This window comes from Paenibacillus sp. FSL R7-269 (assembly GCF_000517865.1).
Classification (GTDB): Bacteria; Bacillota; Bacilli; order Paenibacillales; family Paenibacillaceae; genus Paenibacillus_AQ.
Map to the genome: position 1 here is coordinate 31,889 of NZ_ASPS01000114.1, position 20,425 is coordinate 52,313.

Genomic DNA, 20,425 nt, shown 5'->3' on the forward strand with positions numbered 1-20,425 from the left:
GGTTATAAGGTAAGTTTAGAATAGAATGTACTACATATTCAAGCCTTAATATAGAACACCCGTTTCTATTGACAGACAAAGCGCCCTCGGAGTACCGAAGGCGCTTTGTCTGAAGGGGCCGCGAGGCCCCGGTTACAGCATATGATCATACATTATTGGTGCTTAGCTACGATATTCTTAAGGGAATCCTTGGAGTTCAGTCCTACGACTTTGTCTACAGGCTGGCCGTCTTTGAAGAAGATCAGAGTAGGAATACTCATTACTCCAAAACGGGAAGCTGTCTCCGGATTCTCATCCACGTTCAATTTAGCGATCTTCACATCGTCACCCAGCTCGGTGGACAATTCCTCGAGAATTGGGGCAAGCATTTTGCAAGGGCCGCACCAAGGTGCCCAGAAATCTACTACTACAGTACCTTGACCTTCCACTTCATTCACGAAGGATTGGTCAGACACGTTCACGATAGCCATGATATTGTTCCTCCTCAAAAAGTTTTGTGAGCTTAAGCTGTACGAAATAACTTCCGCTTCTATAGCCTGAGCCAAGTCCGCAGAATTTACTCCGAAATCATAGCGGGATAAAATGCTTCATGTAATATGATAACCAAATTATCATTTACCGACACATTCTCAGTATAACATAAATACAATGCATTTGTTATATATTTTAAGAAATTATATTGTATAAAATTAATTTGTAATATCCAGCTTCATCGTCCAGGAGGTTCCAGAAATTCCGTGAAACTGAAATCCGAGTCTGTCATATAGCCGGACGGCCGCCTGATTCTCCGGATCAACGCTGAGAGAAAGGGCGGTGTACCCCTCGGATACAGCTTGTTGAGTGATGGCCTGCATGAGTCTGATTCCTACCCCCCGCTGCCTATAGTCAGACCGTACAGCCACACCTAATTCTGGCGTCTGCGCATCCACAAATCCGTAGCCCTGGTTCGTCTCGTCAAATAGCCTGTACCAGGCGGCACCTGCGGGAATATTATCAATAAGGGCAATAAGAGCCGTATCGCCTTGTCTGCCCCAATTCTCGTTATATTTCACCATCCCCGGAGAATTCAGCAGCTCACTTCTGGGAGGCTTCCCTTGTTCGATATGTATGGACTCATAATGCATATCCATAAGAAAATCATATTCCTGCGGTTCCATAGGTCTTATATGTATCATAAAATCACCCTTCTGGCAGCAGATATAGGAATGAACGCCGATCTTATCTTTACATCTTCTCTGCATCTTCGTATACTTGAAGAAATCGCATTAATTGTCAATGACTTCTCTCACATGTATAACTGTAACCCACTTCATGCAGTCATGCAACAGCAAGGAGGAAGAAGCGAATGGACGTCAATGTCAACGCACAGGTCCGTGACCCGCGGGAGCATGTCAATGAGGAGCCCCGCAACGATCTCGGTGATCTGCTGACCGGTTTCTTCGGAATGACCGGCTTCATGACCGTGGTCTTCTTCGGAATGGTGATTATCAAGTATCTGTCCGAATAGCTGCTTAGGTGCAGTGTCCGGTATTCTTCGCCCGCGTCAGGGCAGGATGCCGGATTTTTTTGCGTTCAGGTTACGTTCTATCACGGATCATTAATAATAACATAAATTTACAATTTATTAAAAATAAAACACATTTTTGTTTCACAGGAGCCGTGTTACTCTGTAAGCGAAAGCGCTCTTATACCCTATTTTGAGGAGGATAAAAGAATGAAAAAGCTTGTCAGCCTTGCTGTCGCAGGCTTGTTGGCATCGGCGCTATATTCCCCGGTATCGTTCGCCGACAACCCTGTTGTACAGACCATCTACACGGCAGACCCGGCCCCGCTTGTATACAATGATACGGTCTACCTGTACACCGGACATGACGAAGACAACTCGACCTACTATACGATGAATGATTGGAGGGTCTACTCTTCCAAGGACATGGCGAACTGGACAGATCACGGGTCACCGCTATCCTATAAGGCGTTCAGCTGGTCGAGCGGAGAAGCTTGGGCCAGCCAGGTCATTGAGCGCAACGGCAAATTCTACTTTTATGTCACGGCCAAAAGCACTTCGCTCGGACGGCCCGCCATCGGCGTCGCCGTCTCAAACAGCCCGACCGGGCCGTTCGTGGACGCCATCGGCAAACCGCTCGTCTCCAGCAGCTGGGGCGACATTGATCCGACGGTATATGTGGACAGTGACGGCCAGGCTTATCTCTACTGGGGGAACCCGACACTGAAATATGTGAAGCTGAACCCGGATATGATCTCCTACAACCAGAGTACGGGTATTATCCAGGTGCCTATGACCACAGACAGCTTCGGTGTACGAAACGGCAATGCTGACAGACCGACCCTCTACGAAGAAGGTCCCTGGTTCTACAAACGCGGCAGCTTATACTACATGGTCTACGGCGCAAGCGGCATTCCTGAGAATATCGCCTACTCCACCAGCTCTTCGCCTACCGGCCCGTGGAAGTACCGGGGAATTATCATGCCCACGCAGGGCGGCAGCTTCACGAATCACCCGGGCATCATCGACTTCAAAGGACGCTCTTATTTCTTTTATCACAATGGCGCACTGCCTGGAGGAGGCGGCTTCACCCGGTCAGTGGGGGTAGAGCAATTCACCTACAACGCGGACGGAAGCTTCCCGGTCATCAACATGACAACCGCCGGGCCACAGCCCCTCGCCACCCTTAACCCCTATGTCAGAACACAAGCCGAGACCAGCGCATGGGCAGCCGGGGTAGAGACCGAGCCCACCTCGGATACAGACGGGGGAATGAATGTCGGCTTCATCGATCACGGCGATTATCTCAAAATCAAGAATGTGAACTTCGGCGCCGGAGCTTCCGGCTTCGAGGCCCGGGTAGCGTCAGCAGGCAGCGGCGGTAATATTGAGCTGCGGCTGGACAGTCCAACTGGAACACTGATCGGCACCTGTGCGGTACAGAATACGGGGGGCTGGCAGAGCTGGGTAACCAAGACCTGCACGGTCAGCGGAGCAAACGGGACTCATGACCTTTACCTGAAATTCACGGGCGGCAGCGGATATCTGTTCAATATCAATTGGTGGAAATTTATCGCCAGCTAAATCTAAGCATAGCAAAAAGGGGACCCCGGCCAGATCCTGGCGGAGTCCCCTTTTTATAAAACAATAAAAACTCAGCCTCTGGCCTTGCCGCGCTGGTTCTCCCCATGCAGCGGAATAACATCCACGAACGGGGCGATCCGGTCCATCAGCCTCTGGCCCTTGTAGGCTTCTTCGCCGTCCTTGCTAGTGATGCTGAGATGCTTCTCCAGCCCGTCCAGCGGATAATTCGAGGTGTAGAAGGTCGGCTTGCGGTTCATCCGGTAGTTCAGGATCGCTCCGAGGACATGGTCACGCGCCCAGGGATTGAGATTCTCGGCTCCGATGTCATCGAAGATAAGCAGATCACAGTTCTTCATCGTATCGACCATTTCCTTCAGCTTCTGGTTGTCCATCATGATCAGCTTCAGTTCCTCGATGAAATCCGGCATATAGACAATCACGCCGCTGTAGCCCGAGATAGCCAGCTCATGGAGCAGATAGCACATCAGGAAGGTTTTGCCGGTGCCGAAGCTGCCCTGCAGATAAATGCCCCGCGAAGTCAGGCCCTCTGCCCGCACAGCTCCTATATAGTCAAATATCTTGTTCACAGCTGAGGCCCGCCGGGGGTCCTTGCCCATAATATCCATCTCATCATATCCGCCGTTCAGCACCCGCTCATCCACATAGAAGCTGCGAATCCGCTTGCGGACATTATCCTGATTATCCTGCGCAATCTTCAGCTTACACGGTGTCTTGCGTTCATATAGATCCGTTACACCGTTCACCGTCTCCACCGACAGCTTGCTGTAATGCCCCTGGAAATCATTCGGACAATTCGCCAAGCCGGGACAGTTCTTACAATGCCGGTCCTCCTCGACATATTGGTACAGACGGCTCAAGTGCAGCCGCAGCCGGGACTCGTCCAGCTCGGGGTGCTCAGCCTGAAGCTCCTTGACCAGGGGATGATTCAGCAGGGTCTGCTCCAGGTCACGGGAGCGCTGGCGCAGAGCAGGGTTGTTCATCGAACGCAGCACTTCGCCCATAGACTCCATCGCTGCACCTCACTTTCTTCAGGGCGTTCTCAGAACGCCTTTTTTCTTACTGGCCTTGATCTCGGCCGCTTTCTTCATCATCGCCGCGAATTCCTCTTCCGATACGGTTCCGGCGCTGCCGTCATCAAGCACAATCGGAATCTCCTGCTTGCCGGACCGCCCGCCGCTCTTCGCATAAGAACGCTGACGGGTTCCCGCGGTGCCTGTGCTTGAGGAGGCGGAAGCCGCCCCCTTGCCCTTCACCTTCGACTGGTCGCGGATATAGCGCACAGCCTTCTCGTAAGTATTCACCTGCTTCACCAGCATATTGGAGGCAATCGCCTCCACGAAGTTGCGGTTCATCCGCTGATCGCCGCCGGAAGCCACCATCGTCATCAGATAATGGATCAGCACATTGATCACTTCGCCGCTGAGCTTATAGTTCAGATCAATCTTCTCGAAGATATCCATCAGCTGGCCCGGAACCGCCCCCGGGAAGAACGTCTGCAATAGCCGTGTATAAGGCTCGTTACGCAGCATCATATTATATTGGTGAATGTCACATTTGGACAGAAATTGCGGAGGCACTTCTACATAGAACTCCATTTCGACAGCCTGCTCCACCGGCACTACAGAAGGATCACTCTCTTCCTCAGCGGCGGAGCGCAGCGACACCACCTTGGCGGCGGCGATCTCTCTTTTCTCCTGGCGCTTCCTATCCTGACGGAAATGCTGGCTCGCCTTGTATTGCAGCGTATCCAGAATCACCTCTCCGTCCGGCGTGAAGACATCATCCTCATCCAGCAGGCGGCATACATCCTGCGGGCCAAGCTCGTATTTGCGGGCCACATAATTAATGACACCCATCTGATTATGGTCAAAACGCAGCTTCTCGACATGCGCACGGTTCACCGATTCACGCGGGAAGCGCAGGATAATATCGCTGTAGGCTATATTCGAATCAGCGTCTTGGGTGGTGCCGGGTTGACGCACGGAAGCTACCTCGGCCAGGGCCTGCTCCAGCTCATAGTCGATTACATGGGTATTCAGCTCAAAAATATCATAAAAGGGCAGTGAAATATTCTCTTTTCCCATCGACCGCCCGCTCCATTCCTCGGGTTCCCGGTGCCAGAACTGCTCACGCAGCGACAGCACAGCGAACTTGCCGATCTTATCCCGGAGCAGCAGTGTCAGATGCTGGGTTGCAAAAAAATCAGCCGGCGACAGCGGCGGCATTAATTCGTACTCGTACATATAATCATCGTTCTCCGCGGCATACAGCCGGCAGGTCTGCAGCAGTCCCACTGCTTCCAGCCGGGAAGCCTGATCTACCATATATTTACGGCCCTTCTCGTTAGGTTCAACGCCCAGGGTCATAAAGAGCCTGCGCTGCTGCTCCACCCCGGAATAACCGATAGATTCAGCCGGAATATGCTCGAACAGCAATCTGTACAGGCTGATGGCGAACGCGCCTACCATTGGCTGATAGACTGAGCCCAGCATACGGCCGTCCAGCTGGCTTAGACCAAATTCGCGGGAAACGCAGTACCGATGATGTTCAGTGAAATGATGCAGGTTGCTCATACGCATCTGCGGATACCTCCCCCTCTTCTATACGATATACGAATTCATATAGATTTCTATTCTATCACAAAACACCCGGCCGGAAATGTAAAATAAAGATGAATCCTTGTTCTTTTTGGCGGAAAAAGCCAAGTGGAAACGACTTTACCGTCCTTTTAAGGACGGTACCGTTTCAGCGAGAAATAGAAGGATAATTTATAGCGTGGAACATATAAATTCTAATATTTCAGAAAAAAAACGGCTTCTCCCCGGCAGGAGATTAGCCGTTTCTTGTTGTACCGCCCTTCAGGCAGCGTTTAGAACATCTTGTATCCGCCCAGCCGCAGCTTCTGAATGGTCCAGCCGCTCAGCACCGCTCCGGCAAGACCAGCGATCCCGGTAAGATAATCCACGATGTGGAAGGTAGAGAGGTGCTCCCATAGTGACATCGCGCTCCGGTCCCAGATGGAATAGACCACCACCGGAAGAATGACAATGACGAACAGATAGGCAGGGAACCAGGTAGTCTTCATCAGCATGTTAAGAATGAAGCCAATGCCGAACATCATCACAAAGAATAAAACGGCCAGAACAAACACCGGAATAAATCCCATCGTACCGCCATCCCCTCTCTCTATAAAGAACCGCACACCCAAACTTATATAATAGTAAGTTTACTAGAAAAAATGTAGCGAAGCAATGAACATTATCGCGCTAAATACCGGAATAAGCGTGAATGGGGGCCCCGGCGTTTGCTCTCTGCCGCCCGCTGCGCTACAATGCAAATAGCACCCGACCTATGTTCATACATAATTAAGGTATGCGGACAAAGAAGATTTTACGCGAGGATATTCCACCGATAATTGATAAGGAGTGAACAACTTGAACGAAGCCGCTTTGACACTGGAAGGCTGGTATGCGCTGCATGACTTCCGCTCGCTGAACTGGACAGCCTGGACGGCAGCAGATGATGAGGAACGGGCAGTTGCCCTGGAGGAACTGCATGCCTTCATGCAGGAGTGGGGACCTGTCGAGGAAGCGAAGGAAGGCAGCACTGCCGTCTATTCCATCGTGGGCCAGAAGGCTGATTTCGTGATGATGTTTCTAAGAGAGAGTCTGGAGGCGCTGAATGCGCTGGAGACCGCTTTTAACAAAATTGCCTTTGCCCAATATACAACGAAGGCCTACTCCTACGTAAGCATCGTTGAACTCAGTAACTACGCAGCAGGAGGAAGCGCCGGAGACGGCAGCGACCCGATGCAGAACCCGCATGTGGCTGCCCGGCTGAAGCCTGTACTGCCGCAAATGAAGCATATCTGCTTCTACCCGATGAACAAGAAGCGCGAGCTTGCCGACAACTGGTACATGCTGGATATGGACAAACGCCGGGAGCTGATGTATTCGCACGGCCTGATCGGCCGCAGCTATGCCGGCAAGGTGAAGCAGATTATCACCGGCTCCGTCGGCTTCGATGACTGGGAGTGGGGCGTAACGCTGTTCGCCGAGGATGCCCTGCAGTTCAAGAAGCTCGTCTACGAGATGCGCTTCGATGAAGTCAGCGCCCGTTACGGCGAGTTCGGCCCCTTCTATGTCGGCACCCTGCTGACTGAGGAATCGTTCGAGGAGATGCTGAAGCTGTAACAGCATCAACGCAAATAGACCGCCCCCCTCTAGCAAAGGTATGCGGTCTATTTGTCGTATCCTGTTTGTCCGAGGCCTACCGCCCATCCTCGTCCGCTTCATCCTCATCCCGCAGGCTCTCCAGATATTCCGCTGTCGCCTGGTCGCGGGCGCGGCTCTTCTCCTTCAGGCGCTCGATGGCCGGGAGGATCAGCAGGTCGATCTCCTTCTGAACAGGGTAGGCCAGATCGTACCGGGTCTGATCCTCCAGATAAGAGCCTACCTCAATCAGAGCATTATAGCGGTCCAGCTCCTCGCGCGTCAACAGTCCGCGTACTTGCACGCTGCAGTGGCGCATCTTAGAGGAATCTTCCTTTTTTGAGGACGAGCGGAATGCCGCCGATGATGAGCAGGTAGCGCATATCGACAACCTTCTTCAGCTGCGCTGCCTTCCAGCCTTTGTATGTCTTCTCGCCGACTACGGCAATTCCCTGGCCCTTGCCCAGTGAAGCTACGGTCCCCTTGTTGCTGAAGGCGAATTTCTTCGGCTGCTGGCTGCGGATGGCCGCTACGAGATTATGCGCACAGCATTCTCCCTGCTGCATAGCAATCTGTGCCGTTGGCGGGTATGGACGCCCTTCCGGATTAATCATGAGGGAGCCGTCACCAATGATGAAGATGTTCTCATGTCCCGGAGCCCGCAGATATTCGTCTACCTTCACCCGTCCGCGCATCGCTTCGAAGCCGGCAGCTTCAATCAGACGGTTCCCGCGGATACCGCCGGTCCATACGATGGTGGAAGCTTTGATCTCTTCACCCGTGGCCAGAATCACGCCGCCAGGCAGGCATTCCTTGATTGCTACGCCCATCTTGAAGGTTACGCCCTTCTTGGTGAGCACGGTCATGGCGTGCTCCACCAGCTCAGGCGCAAACCCGGGCAGTGCCGTAGGCGCAGCTTCTATATTATAGATGTTGACCATACTTGGATCGACATCAAATTCTTTGCACAGCGCGGGAATCCGGTCTGCCAGCTCCGCTACAAATTCAATCCCGCTGAAGCCCGCACCGCCAATGACGAAGTTGATGTGCTCCTGTGCATTATTCTCATTCTTGTATTTGGCGAACTGGTACTGGATATGCTCCCGGATCAGCCGCACAGAGTTGATGCTGCGGATGGTCAGCGCATATTTGTCGAGTCCCGGAATCCCGAACGTTTCAGGCTCACCACCAAGGGCAATCACGAGGTAATCATACGAGAGCGTTCCATCCTCCAGAATAACCTTCTTCTGCTGGGTGCGAATCTCCTGCACCGAGGATTTGACAAGATCGATCTTGAACTCATCGATTAATTTGGAGATAGATACGCGTGTATGCTCGATGCTGTCCGTGCCCGCTGCAGGCATATGCAGATGGGTCGTGAAATAGTGATATTCATGGCGGTTAACCAGGGTTACATCGGCTTCATTATAATTCAAAGCTTTCTGCAGCCGCTGGGCGGTCAAAATCCCTCCATATCCCGCGCCTAGAATAACGATTTTGGGAATACTGCTCATGTTCCGGCTCCTTCCAACAGGTGAATCTGTCTATGTGTTATTTTTTGTTAAAAAATCAGGTTTCTTTTGTGAATTTATACACTTAAATTCAGAAGAATTTCCAATAAAACTTAAAGGATTTCTAAAATAACCATATCCATTGTAAACCTTAGTATCGTTTTAATCAAATATAATCATACAACAAAATGTCACATTTTTCATTGAAATCAAAGGCTTTGCAGGCAGGTGAGACTATGTTTATAATGAGTAGGTACGCTTGTATGGCAAATTGAAACTATCAACTCGGAGGTGTAATATTACGTGACATTAGAGCAAACCGTTCCTATGAGCGATCTGCTGATTATAGGCGGAGGACCAGCCGGTATGTTTGCCGCTTTTTATGGCGGTATGCGCCAGGCTTCAGTAACACTTATTGAGAGTATGCCCCAACTTGGAGGGCAGCTTGCTGCTCTGTATCCTGAGAAATATATTTACGATGTCGCCGGCTTCCCCAAAATTACTGCACAGGAGCTGGTGGATAACCTGTCCCGGCAGATGGAGCTGTTCCAGTCCGATATCCGTCTGGAGGAGAAGGTCGTATCGGTTGTGAAGCAGGATGAACGCCATTTCATTGTCACCACCGACAAGGCAGAATATCACTCCAAAGCTATCATCATCACGGCAGGCGTAGGCGCATTCGAGCCGCGGCGTCTGGAGGTTGCGGATGCACAGCGCTTCGAGAAAGCCAACCTGCATTATTTCGTAAGCGATCTGAATGCTTATAAAGATAAGAAAGTACTGATCAGCGGCGGCGGCGATTCCGCTGTAGACTGGGCGCTGATGCTGGAGCCGATCGCTGAGCAGGTAACCCTGATTCACCGCCGCGATAAATTCCGTGCGCATGAGCACAGTGTAGAGAATCTGATGGCCTCTAAGGTAAATGTAATTACACCATCCGAGATTACGGAGCTGCACGGTGAAGAATTCATTACCAAGGTCACCTTGTCCCATATCAAGACCAAGGAAACTCAGGAAATCGAAGTGGATAGCGTTATTGTCAATTTCGGCTTTGTCTCCTCCCTGGGACCGATTGCCGAGTGGGGAATCGACATTGAGGGCAACTCCATTGTGGTTGACTCCCGCATGGAGACCAGCATTCCGGGAATCTTCGCCGCTGGCGATATCACGACCTATCCGGGCAAGCTGAAGCTGATCGCTGTCGGATTCGGAGAAGCGCCTACAGCAGTGAATAACGCCAAGGTGTATATTGATCCCGATGCGAAGCTGTCTCCAGGACACAGCAGTAATCTTAAGCTCTAGGTTGTCTATAACCTTATAGCCATAATAAAAGGGTATCCTTTCAGGTTGATTCCACCTCAACTTGAAAAGATACCCTATTCCTTGATGCTTGCGGTTTGATGAAGTACGATGCTGCAGGATGTGCTCTGATCTTTAATGAAGAACCGCATGGTCTGGAGAGTGTAAGTTCCGTTTGCGAATTTCAGCGAGAAGTAGGGCGATGAAATCATGCTCCAAATGCAGCTCTATCGCTCTGTGATAAGAGTCAAGCAGCATCTCATCCGACAATTCAACCATAACGTTCACCTACCTTTCCTTTATTTGGATCTGAATCTATCATAGCAAACTATCATTTTTCGAACAAGCGTTCTCATTATCCACAAGCTGCTGTGGAAATCCTGTGTATAATATGTGAGTAAGGGTTATAATGTCAGGAATTACACAGTGGACTATGGGGATAACAGTTATACACAGGGCTGAAACCTGACATCTCCACACAAAAACTTTTTTAGAATGTTCATAATTGGCTGGGATATTTCTTGTTGTATTACCTCTGAATCTGAACAACTAAACGCAATATTAGCCTATTACTGTATTTATCGTCAAATATAAAAATTTTATTAATCATTTTGGTCTTGTATTTACTTCCAGAATCCAAATCTTCCCCCGATGATCTACGGCATAGTCGAAGCCCAGTTCACCGATCCCCGGAAAATGCCGCTCCAGCAGCTCGGTGCAGACTAAAGTCAGCCTGCGCATCTCCGCCTTTTTGGATGAGGTCCCCACTCTTGGCAGTGATCTTCGCAGTCCCTGGCGGCAGCTTAGCATCGTCCCCCCTTTGCAGAGATTCGTAACGAACAATCCCGGCCGGGCTACTCTCCCTACCATAGAGCGAAACTCCCAGTGCTCGCCGTTCTTCACCACCTTGACCCGGTAATCAATCGGTCGCCCGGAGATCCGTGCAAGGGAGATACCCTGCTGGATCAAATATTTCCGTTTCACCTTGAATCTGTCCAGTGCCTGGCGCATGGAAGTGAAGTCTCCATAGATACGTGTGCTCTTCATATACGTGAAGCCGTACCCCCTCTGATCCCGGAACACCTTGATGACACCATAGCCTCCTCCGCCTACAACCGGCTTGATGACAACATTGCCGTATCTTCCAAGCATCGCGGACAATCCGGCAGCACTATATTCCCGCGTTCTCGGAATGTAACCGGCAACCCGTGAATCGCTAAGCAGCGCCGCCGTCTTCAGCAGCTTGCTTGCCAGTTCTCTCCCCGCCATTATTTGCCCTCTCCTTTCGCATTCCCAGCCTACCCTATAGATTACTCACCAAAGGCCGTGCCCTCCTGTATGATTGTCCGTGGTATCGCAGTCCACAGCAAAAAAGGGCATATGGCTGCAGGGCCTTATGTCCCTGATTCATTTGACTGGAAAATCATTAAAATTCGTTGTATTATTGCCTGAAAGGGAGGGTTTCCTAATGGCAGAGTTTTTTGAAATCCTGTATTGGTTTGCGATGATCGGCATGTCTGTTGTACTGGCAGGAACGACAATACTCGTCTGTGCGCTTGGCTTCAAATTCATCAAAGACCGGCGCAGAGTGCTCGGTGCCGGCTGCATCGCCTTTTCCCTGGGGGCCTCCGCCCTGATCGTGTTCATGATTAACCTGAAATTTATTATCCCTGCCTGAAGCTTGTTCCCGGCAGCAGTGGCCCAGGAAGCGTATCGCCTAACTCCTGCTGCCACTGCTGCCTTCAGGCGGAACTCTTAAGCGTCCATTCTTACATGATTCATAGATTCGCTCCGTTACATTATTCTATGAAAACTGCATCAGGCTGGCCTGTGCGGACAGACTGCTTCATTCGCTGAGCAGGTTCCGGCCTATTCCTCACTTTTTCGCTCCCTCCCTCTCCTGCAAGACAATCCAATCTTTGAAATTTCCGTTCAGACAACAACTTTTTCACTTTATATCCGTAATATGTATGTACAATAAATTGGAAGACCAAATATTTTGAAAAAGGAGATTCTATTGTGTCGAAACCTGTGTACGGAAAACAAGCAGCTTCGGTTCAAGCTAAGGACAAGCTTTCAGGAGCAGCTTGGACGCTTTGCGCTGCGTTCCTGCTGTTTTTTGGCTGGGCTGCTTTTCAAATCGGATTGTTCAACGGAATGACGGCGGAGTTCGAGAAGCCCATTTATGTTGCCGCATTATTAAGCTGTCTGCTCCTGCTGGCCGCTGCCGTCCTCTATTTCAGAACCTTCCGGCTTGAGGGACAGCGTGACCTGCTCACCCTAGCGGCTCTACTGCTTCCATTAACCTATGCGCTGTCGCTATTCGGCGCTGCTTCCCGGTATATGGCGATGAACATGCTGTTCACCCAGTTCACCTATGCCGCAGTCTTCATCGTCAGCATCCTTCTGCTCCGGCAAAAGCGGCTGAATTCCGTCATCCAGCATGGAGTGCTTGCCCTCGCTTACCTGATCGTCGGCTTTGGACTGCTCAACTGGCTCGGAAGCTGGAAGCTGGCCGGCAGCCTGGTGGGCTGGTTCTCAAAGACTGTAATTAACGGCCAGTATAATGCTGCCGTCATGACCGACTCGAACGGCCTGCGCCTGACCTCTATTTTTCAGTATGCCAATACATATGCAGCCTTCCTGATGGCTTTTCTGTTCGTGGCCGTATTCGCGCTGATCCGCTCCCGGAAGCGGGCCGGACAGCTGATGCACGGCTTCATGCTGGTGCCAATCATCGTCTCGCTGCTGCTTACCTTATCCCGTGGCGGACTGGTGCTGCTGCCGGTGGTCTTCATCCTCCTGCTGCTCTTCCTGAAACCTGTGCAGCAGATTCTGTGGATTGTCCATCTCGCCATTGCCGGCCTATTCTCTCTGCTGATTACCAGCCCGGTCACGAGACTTGGCCTGGAGCTGAATGCGGAGTTCAACTCCTCTGCTGCCCTTAAGGGCTGGGGGTACCTGCTGGGAGCATCCGCTTGTGCGGCTGTGCTCTGCCTGGTGGTCCAGCGTTACCTGGCGCCTTGGCTGAGCCGCAAGCTCGGCGGACTGGAAGTCCGCCGGATGAGCGGATTATGGATTCCTGCCGTGTCGGTGGCTGGCGTCGCGATCATCGCCTTCCTGTTCATTGGCACCAGTGCGCGTAATATTCTCCCGGCGAATATCGGAACACGGCTGGAGAATATCAACTTCAGGCAGCACAGTGTCCTGGAGCGTTTTACCTTTTACAAGGATGCCCTGAAGGTCGTCAAGGATTATCCGGTACTGGGCGCGGGCGGCGGCGGCTGGGCCACACTCTATGAGCATTATCAGAACAACCCTTATCTGAGCCGCCAGGTGCATAACTTCTTCCTGCAATATCTGATTGAAGTGGGCATTGTAGGCTTCCTGGTGTTCATGGGCTTCATCCTGTTTATCTTCTACAAATTCAGCAGGGAGTACCTGAAACGGGAGACCGATGACTATAACAACGGATTCTTCTATCTAATTATCGCCTTGTCCATTCTGGTGCACAGCCTGCTGGATTTCAACCTCAGTTTTGCATTCATGGGTATGCTCGTATTCCTCGCTCTGGGGGGAATGGCTGTGGCCATGGAGAGCAAGCCGCTCCGTCTTCAGTGGAACAAGCTGTGGATCAGAGCAGGCTATTTCGCAGTACTCGGAATCGGCACGGGCTATTTGCTCTTCCTGTCACTAAATTACATTCGTTCAAGCAGTGAAGCTAATGCAGCCAAGAAGCTGATCCAAGTAAGCCAGTCCTATGAGGAGATCAAGGCTCCTTTGATAAAAGCACTCCACATCCGCCCATACCTCACGGAATCGGCTATATACCTGTCCATGCTGGACCAAAAAGTGTATGAGCAGACGAAGAACGAGCAGTTCCTGGACGAGGCCTATGCGGTATTGACCCGTGCGCTGAAGAATGAGCCGTCTAACAAAGAGCTGCTGACCCAGCTCGCAAGCTACTATGACCTGAAAGGCGAGAGTGATGCGGCCTATCATGTCTATTTGGACAACGCAGACAAGTTCATGTGGGATATTAACTGGTATGCCGGTCTGATCAGCCGGGCCTCCCTCCTTGGACTGCAAGCTTACTCCAAGCAGGATGAAGCCGGACAACAGACGTATTTCGCTTCCGCACTCTCCGCCTACACACATGTAACGGACGGTATTGCGCATCTGAAGAGTCTTCCTCCAGAGCAGTTTCAGGGCCGAGAATTCTTCGTCACGCCTGCGATTGGCCTGAACGTAGGGAGAGTACACCTCCTGTCGGGGGACAAGGATGCGGCTGACGCGGCTGTGAAGCAGGGCTTCGTGAACGGATACGAGGATCTGACAGACAGCGGAAGCCTGTGGACGACCGCCTGGTACAGCGGAGTCATTGCCCGGTCCCAGGAGCTGGGTGCCGCAGCCCTGAAGCGGTCGCAGGAAGCTGCGACTGAGGGCAAGCTGGAGATCAAGGACCAGGAGACGCTTAACAAGCAGCGGTATTTCAAAACCGGCTTGGATGCTTATACCTACGCCGTCGCAGACCGGGATGCACAGCAGCAGGGAGTCACAGTGACACCGGAACTGCTGCTGAACACCGGGAAGATCCAATACATGTCGCAGGACATGCAGGCCGCAGAATCCACACTGAAGCAAGGCCTCAGTGAAGATTACAACAACCCTGTTAACCGGGAGGTTGCCCGCTGGCTTCTGGCCGTTCAGCAACGGATGCAGAGCGCCCAGGATCAGGCGGTCTATCAGAAGCTGATCACCGCTGATCCCGAAGAAGCGGTAAGAATCAATGAGATAGCGGGTATGCTGCTGTAACCGCACAGTATCACTTATCCCTCAAATAACAGCAAAGAGCGCCTGCCTGCGGCAGTGCGCTCTTTGCTGTGTGGGGCCGTGCCGCCGTCATCCATGTATAAACCAAGTGTCATTAACTCATATCCTCGCTCATTCGTCCAATATATGGAAGGTTGTGAAGGATTGATTATAGCTGTACTTTTCATGGGCAACGTATACTTTCAGTGATCAGACTTAAGATTTGATCCAAATCGGTCCCATATAAGGAGAGGTTGTAATCATTGTGAAGAAACTACAACGCTTGTTATCCCTGTTCGTAATCGTTCTGCTACTATTCTCATCCATTCCTATATCCTTATCTGCAGAAGCAGCAGGGACTTCCGGACAAGCAGCTCCGGGTCCTTGGGCCTTCAGCGCGTTCGGAGGTAATACATCCCCGGGCAAGAACCCCGAGCCTGCCATAGAGAATCCTTCCACCGTAACGCTGACTACTTATGGCGGCAAAATTTCAGGCACCGATGAGGGGCTCTCTTTTTATTACCGGGAGCTTCCGGCCAGCGCGAACTTTGAGCTCAGCGCCAGGGCTACAGTTATTGCCTTTAACAGCAATTCCGGCGTCAATGCGCCTAATCAGAAATCCTTTGGCCTTATGTTAAGGGATTCGGTTAATCCTCATGGAAGTTCAAGCACCACCACCTCCAATTATGCTGCGGCCGGTGCATTAGATTTGGTGATGAAGGGTTTTTATAAAAAAACGGCGCAAGTGAAGCTGAATCCGTTCGCCGGGCTGAGCGCCCCTGCTGCGGGCGAAGTCTACGATCTCAGCCTCCGGAAATCGGGCGATACCTATCTGCTGAGTGTTAACGGCCAGACCGAAATCGTAACCTTGGAGGATACTTTTACGGATACGGTCTTTGCCGGGATTTATGTCTCCCGGGATGCAACCGTAACCTTCAGTGAGCTGGACCTTCAGATCGAGACCAAACGTGTAACAAGCTTGTCTGCAGACACGGGCGGGATGACGAAGAGCTCTTATCTGGTGGGTGAACCACTGGATCTGACCGGGCTTATCGTGAAGGCTGTATTCTCCGATCACAGTGAGGCCACTCTGTCTTCTGAGGAGTACATTGTAACCGGGTTTGACAGCAGCACAGCCGGGGAGAATCGAATCCAGATTAACTATAACGGTGCCTCTGTTAATATTCCGCTGCAAATCATCCCGCTGACCGTCAGCTCATTATCCGTCAAATACGAGCCTGTCAAAACCGTCTATTATCCGGGCGATTCCTTTGATCCACAAGGACTTATTCTTGCTGCCCATTATAATAACGGCTACCTGATCAAGGAACTGGCTGATGATCTGTACACCCTCTCCATTAACGGCCATCCTGTAACAGACCAGTTTCCGTATACTTTTGCTGAGCCGGGCTTCTATAATCTATTGATCGCTTCCACAGAGACCCCGGCTGTCACCACAGCATTGAAGCTTGAGGTTATTGATGCTACCCTGTCCGAATTAGAAATAAGACATGAGCCTAAGCAGACTGTCTATTACATCGGTGATACCCTTCAGCTGGAAGGACTCTCCCTCTACGCCCATTATTCTGATCATTCCCAGGTCAGGCTGGCCAAGGACGAATATCACGTCTCTCCCCTAGACACCCTGAACCCAGGAGACAAGGAGATCAAGGTAACCTACAAGGAATTAACGGCAAGCTTCACGGTTAAAGTCCGAATAAAAGAGCTGACCGGCATCGAGGTAACCGGCTATCCCAGAGCCACCTTTTTTGTAGACGAACCCTTTGACAGCAGTGGTCTGGTCGTATCGAAGGTATATGACAACGCTGACCGGGAGGTGCTAAGCAGCTTCACGCTGGACAGCTCTAAATTCGATAACCGGCTCGCAGGAGTGTATCCGGTTAAGATTATCCCCGATGATTCATCCATACAGCCAATTACTTATCCTGTCACGGTAAAAGAAAAGACCTCGCCCGTCTGGCATAGTATCACCTTCGGCCAGTCTACGTCTGCTGCGAATAACAAAGTCGTCGCTCAGGACGACGGAACGCTCCGGGTGATCGCCTTGGAAGGCGGCGGTAAGGTCACAGAAGACCACGATGGCATAACGTTCTACTACACAGAGCTTAATGCCCTGGAAGATAACTTCGTGCTATCAGCGGATATTGAGGTGCTGAACTTTGCCAAAACCCCTTATGACGGGCAAGAATCCTTCGGGATCATGGCGCGGGATGCAATCGGGACACCCGGAACTTCGAGTGTATTCGCATCGAATATCGCTGCCATCGGCGGCTACAGCGGCGGGACAAGAAGCGCTCTGGGTACCCAGCTGTTTGTCCGTTCCGGTATCGAGAAGCCGGATGGAACCGAAAGCGAAGGCATTAAGACAATTATGCTCAAAAATGAGCGGCCTGCACCCGGCAACACGGCCCCTGCTGCACCATACCGCTTAACGTTGTCCAAGACGAACAGCGGCTTCACAGGCCGGATCAATTCGGAGCAGGAGGCTATCCATTTCGAGCCGGATATTCTTAGCGTACAGGATTCCACGATGTATGTCGGCTTCTATGCGGCCCGTCTGGCTACGATAGATATCCGCAATATCCAGTTGACAGTGACAAGCGCTGCTACTGATGCGCCTAAGGTGGAGCCACCCGCGGCTCCTGTAACACCAGATTTGAGCATACTGTCCCGAAGCAAAGCATCTACACCCGAATATGAAGTGATTGTCCGCCCTAACGTGAACGGAACCGTAACGGTGAAGCAGGGCTCCAGGATTATCGCACAGGATGTAGCGGCAACAGCCGATAAGCGTCTGGCGGTTCCTGCGGTACTCAGCGGACATGGGGATACGAACTTCAGTGTTGTTTTTTGGCCGGAGGATACCCAGTACTTGACCGCTTACGATACAATTGTCCGCAACTTCACTGTTAATATGAACAGCTATGGCAACGGGGAAGACATCTATGTATCGCCTGCCGGAACAAGTGCCGGGGACGGGACAATGGCTCTCCCGCTGGATCTTGATACCGCGATTGATTATGTGAAGCCGGGACAGCATATCATTATGATTGACGGGCATTACGTGCGGAAATCACCGCTGGTCATTCAGAAGTATAACAATGGTACCGAAGCTGCCAGAAAGGTTCTGGAAGCGGCACCCGGTGCAAGGCCCATTATCGATTTTGACAAAAAAACAGAAGGGGTGCTGCTTAGTGGGGACTACTGGCATGTGAAGGGGTTAGATTTCACCCGCTCGGCTGCCAATACTAAGGGATTCACGGTTGGCGGTAACCATAATATCGTTGAGAATAGCCGCTTCTATGCTAACGGCGACACCGGCCTGCAAATCAGCCGCACCGACGGAACCGCACAAGACCTGGCGGAATGGCCGTCCTACAATTTAATTCTGAACAGCACCTCCTTCGATAACCGCGATCCGTCTGACAATAACGCAGATGGCTTTGCGGCCAAGCTAACCTCCGGCACCGGGAATATTTTCAGAGGATGCCTGGCGCATAATAACATTGACGATGGCTGGGATCTGTACACCAAAGCAGGCTCGGGTGCCATCGGTCCGGTACTCATCGAGAACAGCGCCGCCTTCAACAACGGGTATTTAACGGACGGAACCGTTGGGGCCGGTGATAAAAACGGATTCAAGCTCGGCGGAGAAGGCATTCATGTCGCGCATATCATCCGTAATTCGGTCGCCTTCGGCAACGGTGCCTACGGGTTCACCAGCAACAGTAATCCTGGAGTTATTGCGGTCAACAATATCGGCTATAACAACACCCGCGGCAACCTGAGCTTCACCACATATGGTCAGATTACTCCAGACTTTAAGATTGACGGCTTTGTATCCTACCAGTCGGGCAGCATCGGCAAGGATCAATATCCGGCTTCCTTAGCAGCGGAGAATAACTTCTTGTACAATGGTACCGCATCCGTCAACAAGTCAGGCAAGCAGCTGACCGATGCCAACTTCGTAAGTCTGCAGCCGGTGACCTCTTATCTGCGGGATGCAGAGGGGAATATCATTTGGGGGGGATTTCTGAAGTTTATTCCTTTTGAGATTCAAGTACAGGAGCCAGAGCCGGGGACCCAGCCGTCACCAAGTCCTTCCGCTGCACCTGTTCCTTCTGCCACACCCAGTCCAACATCTGCACCTAATACTAGCAGCTCTGGCACTGGATCAGCCGACTACGACTCTATTCCGGCGGTTCTCTTGCTGGACGGCAGCGTAAGCATTGAGTTACCCGTAAGTCTGACCACAGGAAAAGCAGTAGCCCGGTTAAGCGAATCCGCTCTGCACCGAATAGTTCCAGTAGCCAAAGCCGATTCCACAGGTACCAAGACCTTGCGGATTCAACTCACTGCTGATACGGCACAGGATATGAAGGAAGTCGAGTTAAGCCTCCCTGCTGTGGCATTTCGTTCAGGAGACGCTCCCCTCAAGCTTGAGATCCGTTCTTCCTTAGCGACCATTGGATTACTTGACAGTATCTTCGCAGCGGAGGCGCTTGACGGCGTAAAGACCATTACTTTATCGCTAAGAAGCATGACTCCCGGCGGGAAGCTGCAAGCCAAGCTGGGAGACAGCCCGCTTATCGGTTACGGGCTTCAACTGGATGGAGCAGCACTGCAGCCTGACCGTCTTCAATCGGCTATAGAGATCGGAATCCCCCATCCGCCCGCTGTTCCTGCAGCGGATAATGCCTATATTGTTGTATGGGGTATCCAAGAACAGGGAATCATCCAGCCAGTGATACACGGGAAGTACAACGCAGATACGCGGCAGGCCATTTTCTCAACAACACAAGCCTCTGGCCAGTATGCAGCGGTCTATCATCATAAGACCTTCCAGGATATCAACTCATTCCACTGGGCCAAGTCCGCAGTTGAAGTGCTTGCGTCCAATGGGGTTATTCAAGGCATCTCAGCAGCCGAGTTCAGACCGGAGCAGTCCGTTACCCGCGCAGAATTTGCGATTCTCTTAGTCCGGGGAATGGAGCTTACAGCGTCAGAGGGGCCGGGCTTCACGGATGTGTCACCGGGGAATTATTATTACAAGGAACTTATGACTGCCCAGAAGCTCGGCATCATTACAGGCCTGCCGGGAGGTCTATTCCAGCCGGATGTACCGGTATCCAGGCAAGAAATGTTCGTTATGACAGCTAGAGCATTGCGGGCAGTAGAGCGCATGAATCCAGGGGAGAATACTTCTTCTGTATTAAAAGGTTTTACCGATCACCAGCAAATTGCAAGCTATGCGGCAGATGATATCGCCGCCCTGACCGCCGCCGGTCTCGTTAAGGGAGATGCACAAGAGCAGCTCATGCCCGCTGCATCCTCGACACGTGCCGAAGCAGCTATGCTGATCTATCGGATGCTTGAACTATAGTTCAGGGCTGAATAAATTCAGCCTCTTACGCTTGAAGCGGGCTGAGAGAGGGAATTGAAAGAGGCTGTTCCAAGAGTCA

General features: G+C 51.6%; 16 protein-coding genes. 7 read left to right on the top strand and 9 right to left on the bottom strand.

Annotated elements, in window-relative coordinates:
• Positions 1–152 precede the first annotated feature (152 nt).
• Positions 153–470, bottom strand: a complete 318-nt coding sequence (gene trxA, locus C162_RS31425; RefSeq protein ID WP_036701616.1) for a thioredoxin — start codon at positions 468–470, stop codon at positions 153–155.
• Positions 471–689: 219 nt separating this feature from the next.
• On the bottom strand, positions 690–1,175 hold the full coding sequence (locus tag C162_RS31430; RefSeq protein ID WP_036701618.1) for a GNAT family N-acetyltransferase: 486 nt from the start codon (positions 1,173–1,175) through the stop codon (positions 690–692).
• A gap of 170 nt (positions 1,176–1,345) precedes the next feature.
• On the opposite strand from C162_RS31430, the gene C162_RS36280 reads away from it, so the two are divergent.
• Both C162_RS36280 and C162_RS31435 read left to right on the top strand, forming a co-directional pair.
• On the top strand, positions 1,346–1,507 hold the full coding sequence (locus C162_RS36280; protein WP_156949756.1) for a YqzM family protein: 162 nt from the start codon (positions 1,346–1,348) through the stop codon (positions 1,505–1,507).
• A 207-nt stretch (positions 1,508–1,714) separates the two neighbouring features.
• The gene (locus tag C162_RS31435) at positions 1,715–3,088 is read left to right on the top strand and encodes a glycoside hydrolase family 43 protein (RefSeq protein ID WP_036701621.1); all 1,374 of its coding nucleotides are present in this window, start codon (positions 1,715–1,717) and stop codon (positions 3,086–3,088) included.
• Between the two features lie 71 nt (positions 3,089–3,159).
• Here the strand turns inward: C162_RS31435 and dnaI are convergent, their stop codons facing one another.
• The 3 genes from dnaI to C162_RS31450 form a co-directional block, all read right to left on the bottom strand.
• Positions 3,160–4,119: a primosomal protein DnaI gene (dnaI, locus tag C162_RS31440; RefSeq protein WP_036701624.1), complete on the bottom strand. Its 960-nt coding sequence runs from the start codon at positions 4,117–4,119 to the stop codon at positions 3,160–3,162.
• An 18-nt stretch (positions 4,120–4,137) separates the two neighbouring features.
• A complete protein-coding gene (locus C162_RS31445) occupies positions 4,138–5,688 on the bottom strand; it encodes a DnaD domain protein (protein WP_036701626.1) in 1,551 nt (516 codons plus the stop codon).
• Positions 5,689–5,978: 290 nt separating this feature from the next.
• A complete protein-coding gene (locus C162_RS31450) occupies positions 5,979–6,275 on the bottom strand; it encodes a YuiB family protein (RefSeq protein WP_025707684.1) in 297 nt (98 codons plus the stop codon).
• Between the two features lie 268 nt (positions 6,276–6,543).
• On the opposite strand from C162_RS31450, the gene hemQ reads away from it, so the two are divergent.
• Entirely contained in the window at positions 6,544–7,302 is a 759-nt protein-coding gene (gene hemQ / locus C162_RS31455) for a hydrogen peroxide-dependent heme synthase (RefSeq protein WP_036701632.1), read from the top strand.
• A gap of 76 nt (positions 7,303–7,378) precedes the next feature.
• Here hemQ and C162_RS31460 read toward each other — a convergent pair whose 3' ends face one another.
• Together C162_RS31460 and C162_RS31465 are read right to left on the bottom strand one after the other, a co-directional pair.
• The gene (locus C162_RS31460; protein ID WP_036701635.1) at positions 7,379–7,639 is read right to left on the bottom strand and encodes a hypothetical protein; all 261 of its coding nucleotides are present in this window, start codon (positions 7,637–7,639) and stop codon (positions 7,379–7,381) included.
• Between the two features lies 1 nt (position 7,640).
• A complete protein-coding gene (locus C162_RS31465; protein ID WP_036701637.1) occupies positions 7,641–8,834 on the bottom strand; it encodes an NAD(P)/FAD-dependent oxidoreductase in 1,194 nt (397 codons plus the stop codon).
• Between the two features lie 324 nt (positions 8,835–9,158).
• On the opposite strand from C162_RS31465, the gene C162_RS31470 reads away from it, so the two are divergent.
• Positions 9,159–10,133 carry an NAD(P)/FAD-dependent oxidoreductase gene (locus C162_RS31470; protein WP_036701639.1) on the top strand — a complete coding sequence of 325 codons (975 nt, stop codon included), beginning with the start codon at positions 9,159–9,161 and terminating at the stop codon, positions 10,131–10,133.
• A 132-nt stretch (positions 10,134–10,265) separates the two neighbouring features.
• On the opposite strand, the gene C162_RS35735 is transcribed toward C162_RS31470, so the two are convergent.
• On the bottom strand, positions 10,266–10,409 hold the full coding sequence (locus C162_RS35735) for a sporulation histidine kinase inhibitor Sda (RefSeq protein WP_036721967.1): 144 nt from the start codon (positions 10,407–10,409) through the stop codon (positions 10,266–10,268).
• A 327-nt stretch (positions 10,410–10,736) separates the two neighbouring features.
• Positions 10,737–11,399: a YheC/YheD family protein gene (locus C162_RS31475; protein ID WP_036701641.1), complete on the bottom strand. Its 663-nt coding sequence runs from the start codon at positions 11,397–11,399 to the stop codon at positions 10,737–10,739.
• Positions 11,400–11,598: 199 nt separating this feature from the next.
• On the opposite strand from C162_RS31475, the gene C162_RS31480 reads away from it, so the two are divergent.
• The 3 genes from C162_RS31480 (at position 11,599) to C162_RS31490 (ending at position 20,346) form a co-directional block, all read left to right on the top strand.
• Positions 11,599–11,808: a hypothetical protein gene (locus C162_RS31480; protein WP_036701644.1), complete on the top strand. Its 210-nt coding sequence runs from the start codon at positions 11,599–11,601 to the stop codon at positions 11,806–11,808.
• A 341-nt stretch (positions 11,809–12,149) separates the two neighbouring features.
• Entirely contained in the window at positions 12,150–14,945 is a 2,796-nt protein-coding gene (locus C162_RS31485; protein ID WP_036701646.1) for an O-antigen ligase family protein, read from the top strand.
• A gap of 262 nt (positions 14,946–15,207) precedes the next feature.
• The gene (locus tag C162_RS31490; RefSeq protein WP_036701648.1) at positions 15,208–20,346 is read left to right on the top strand and encodes a bacterial Ig-like domain-containing protein; all 5,139 of its coding nucleotides are present in this window, start codon (positions 15,208–15,210) and stop codon (positions 20,344–20,346) included.
• The last annotated feature ends 79 nt before the right edge of the window (positions 20,347–20,425 follow it).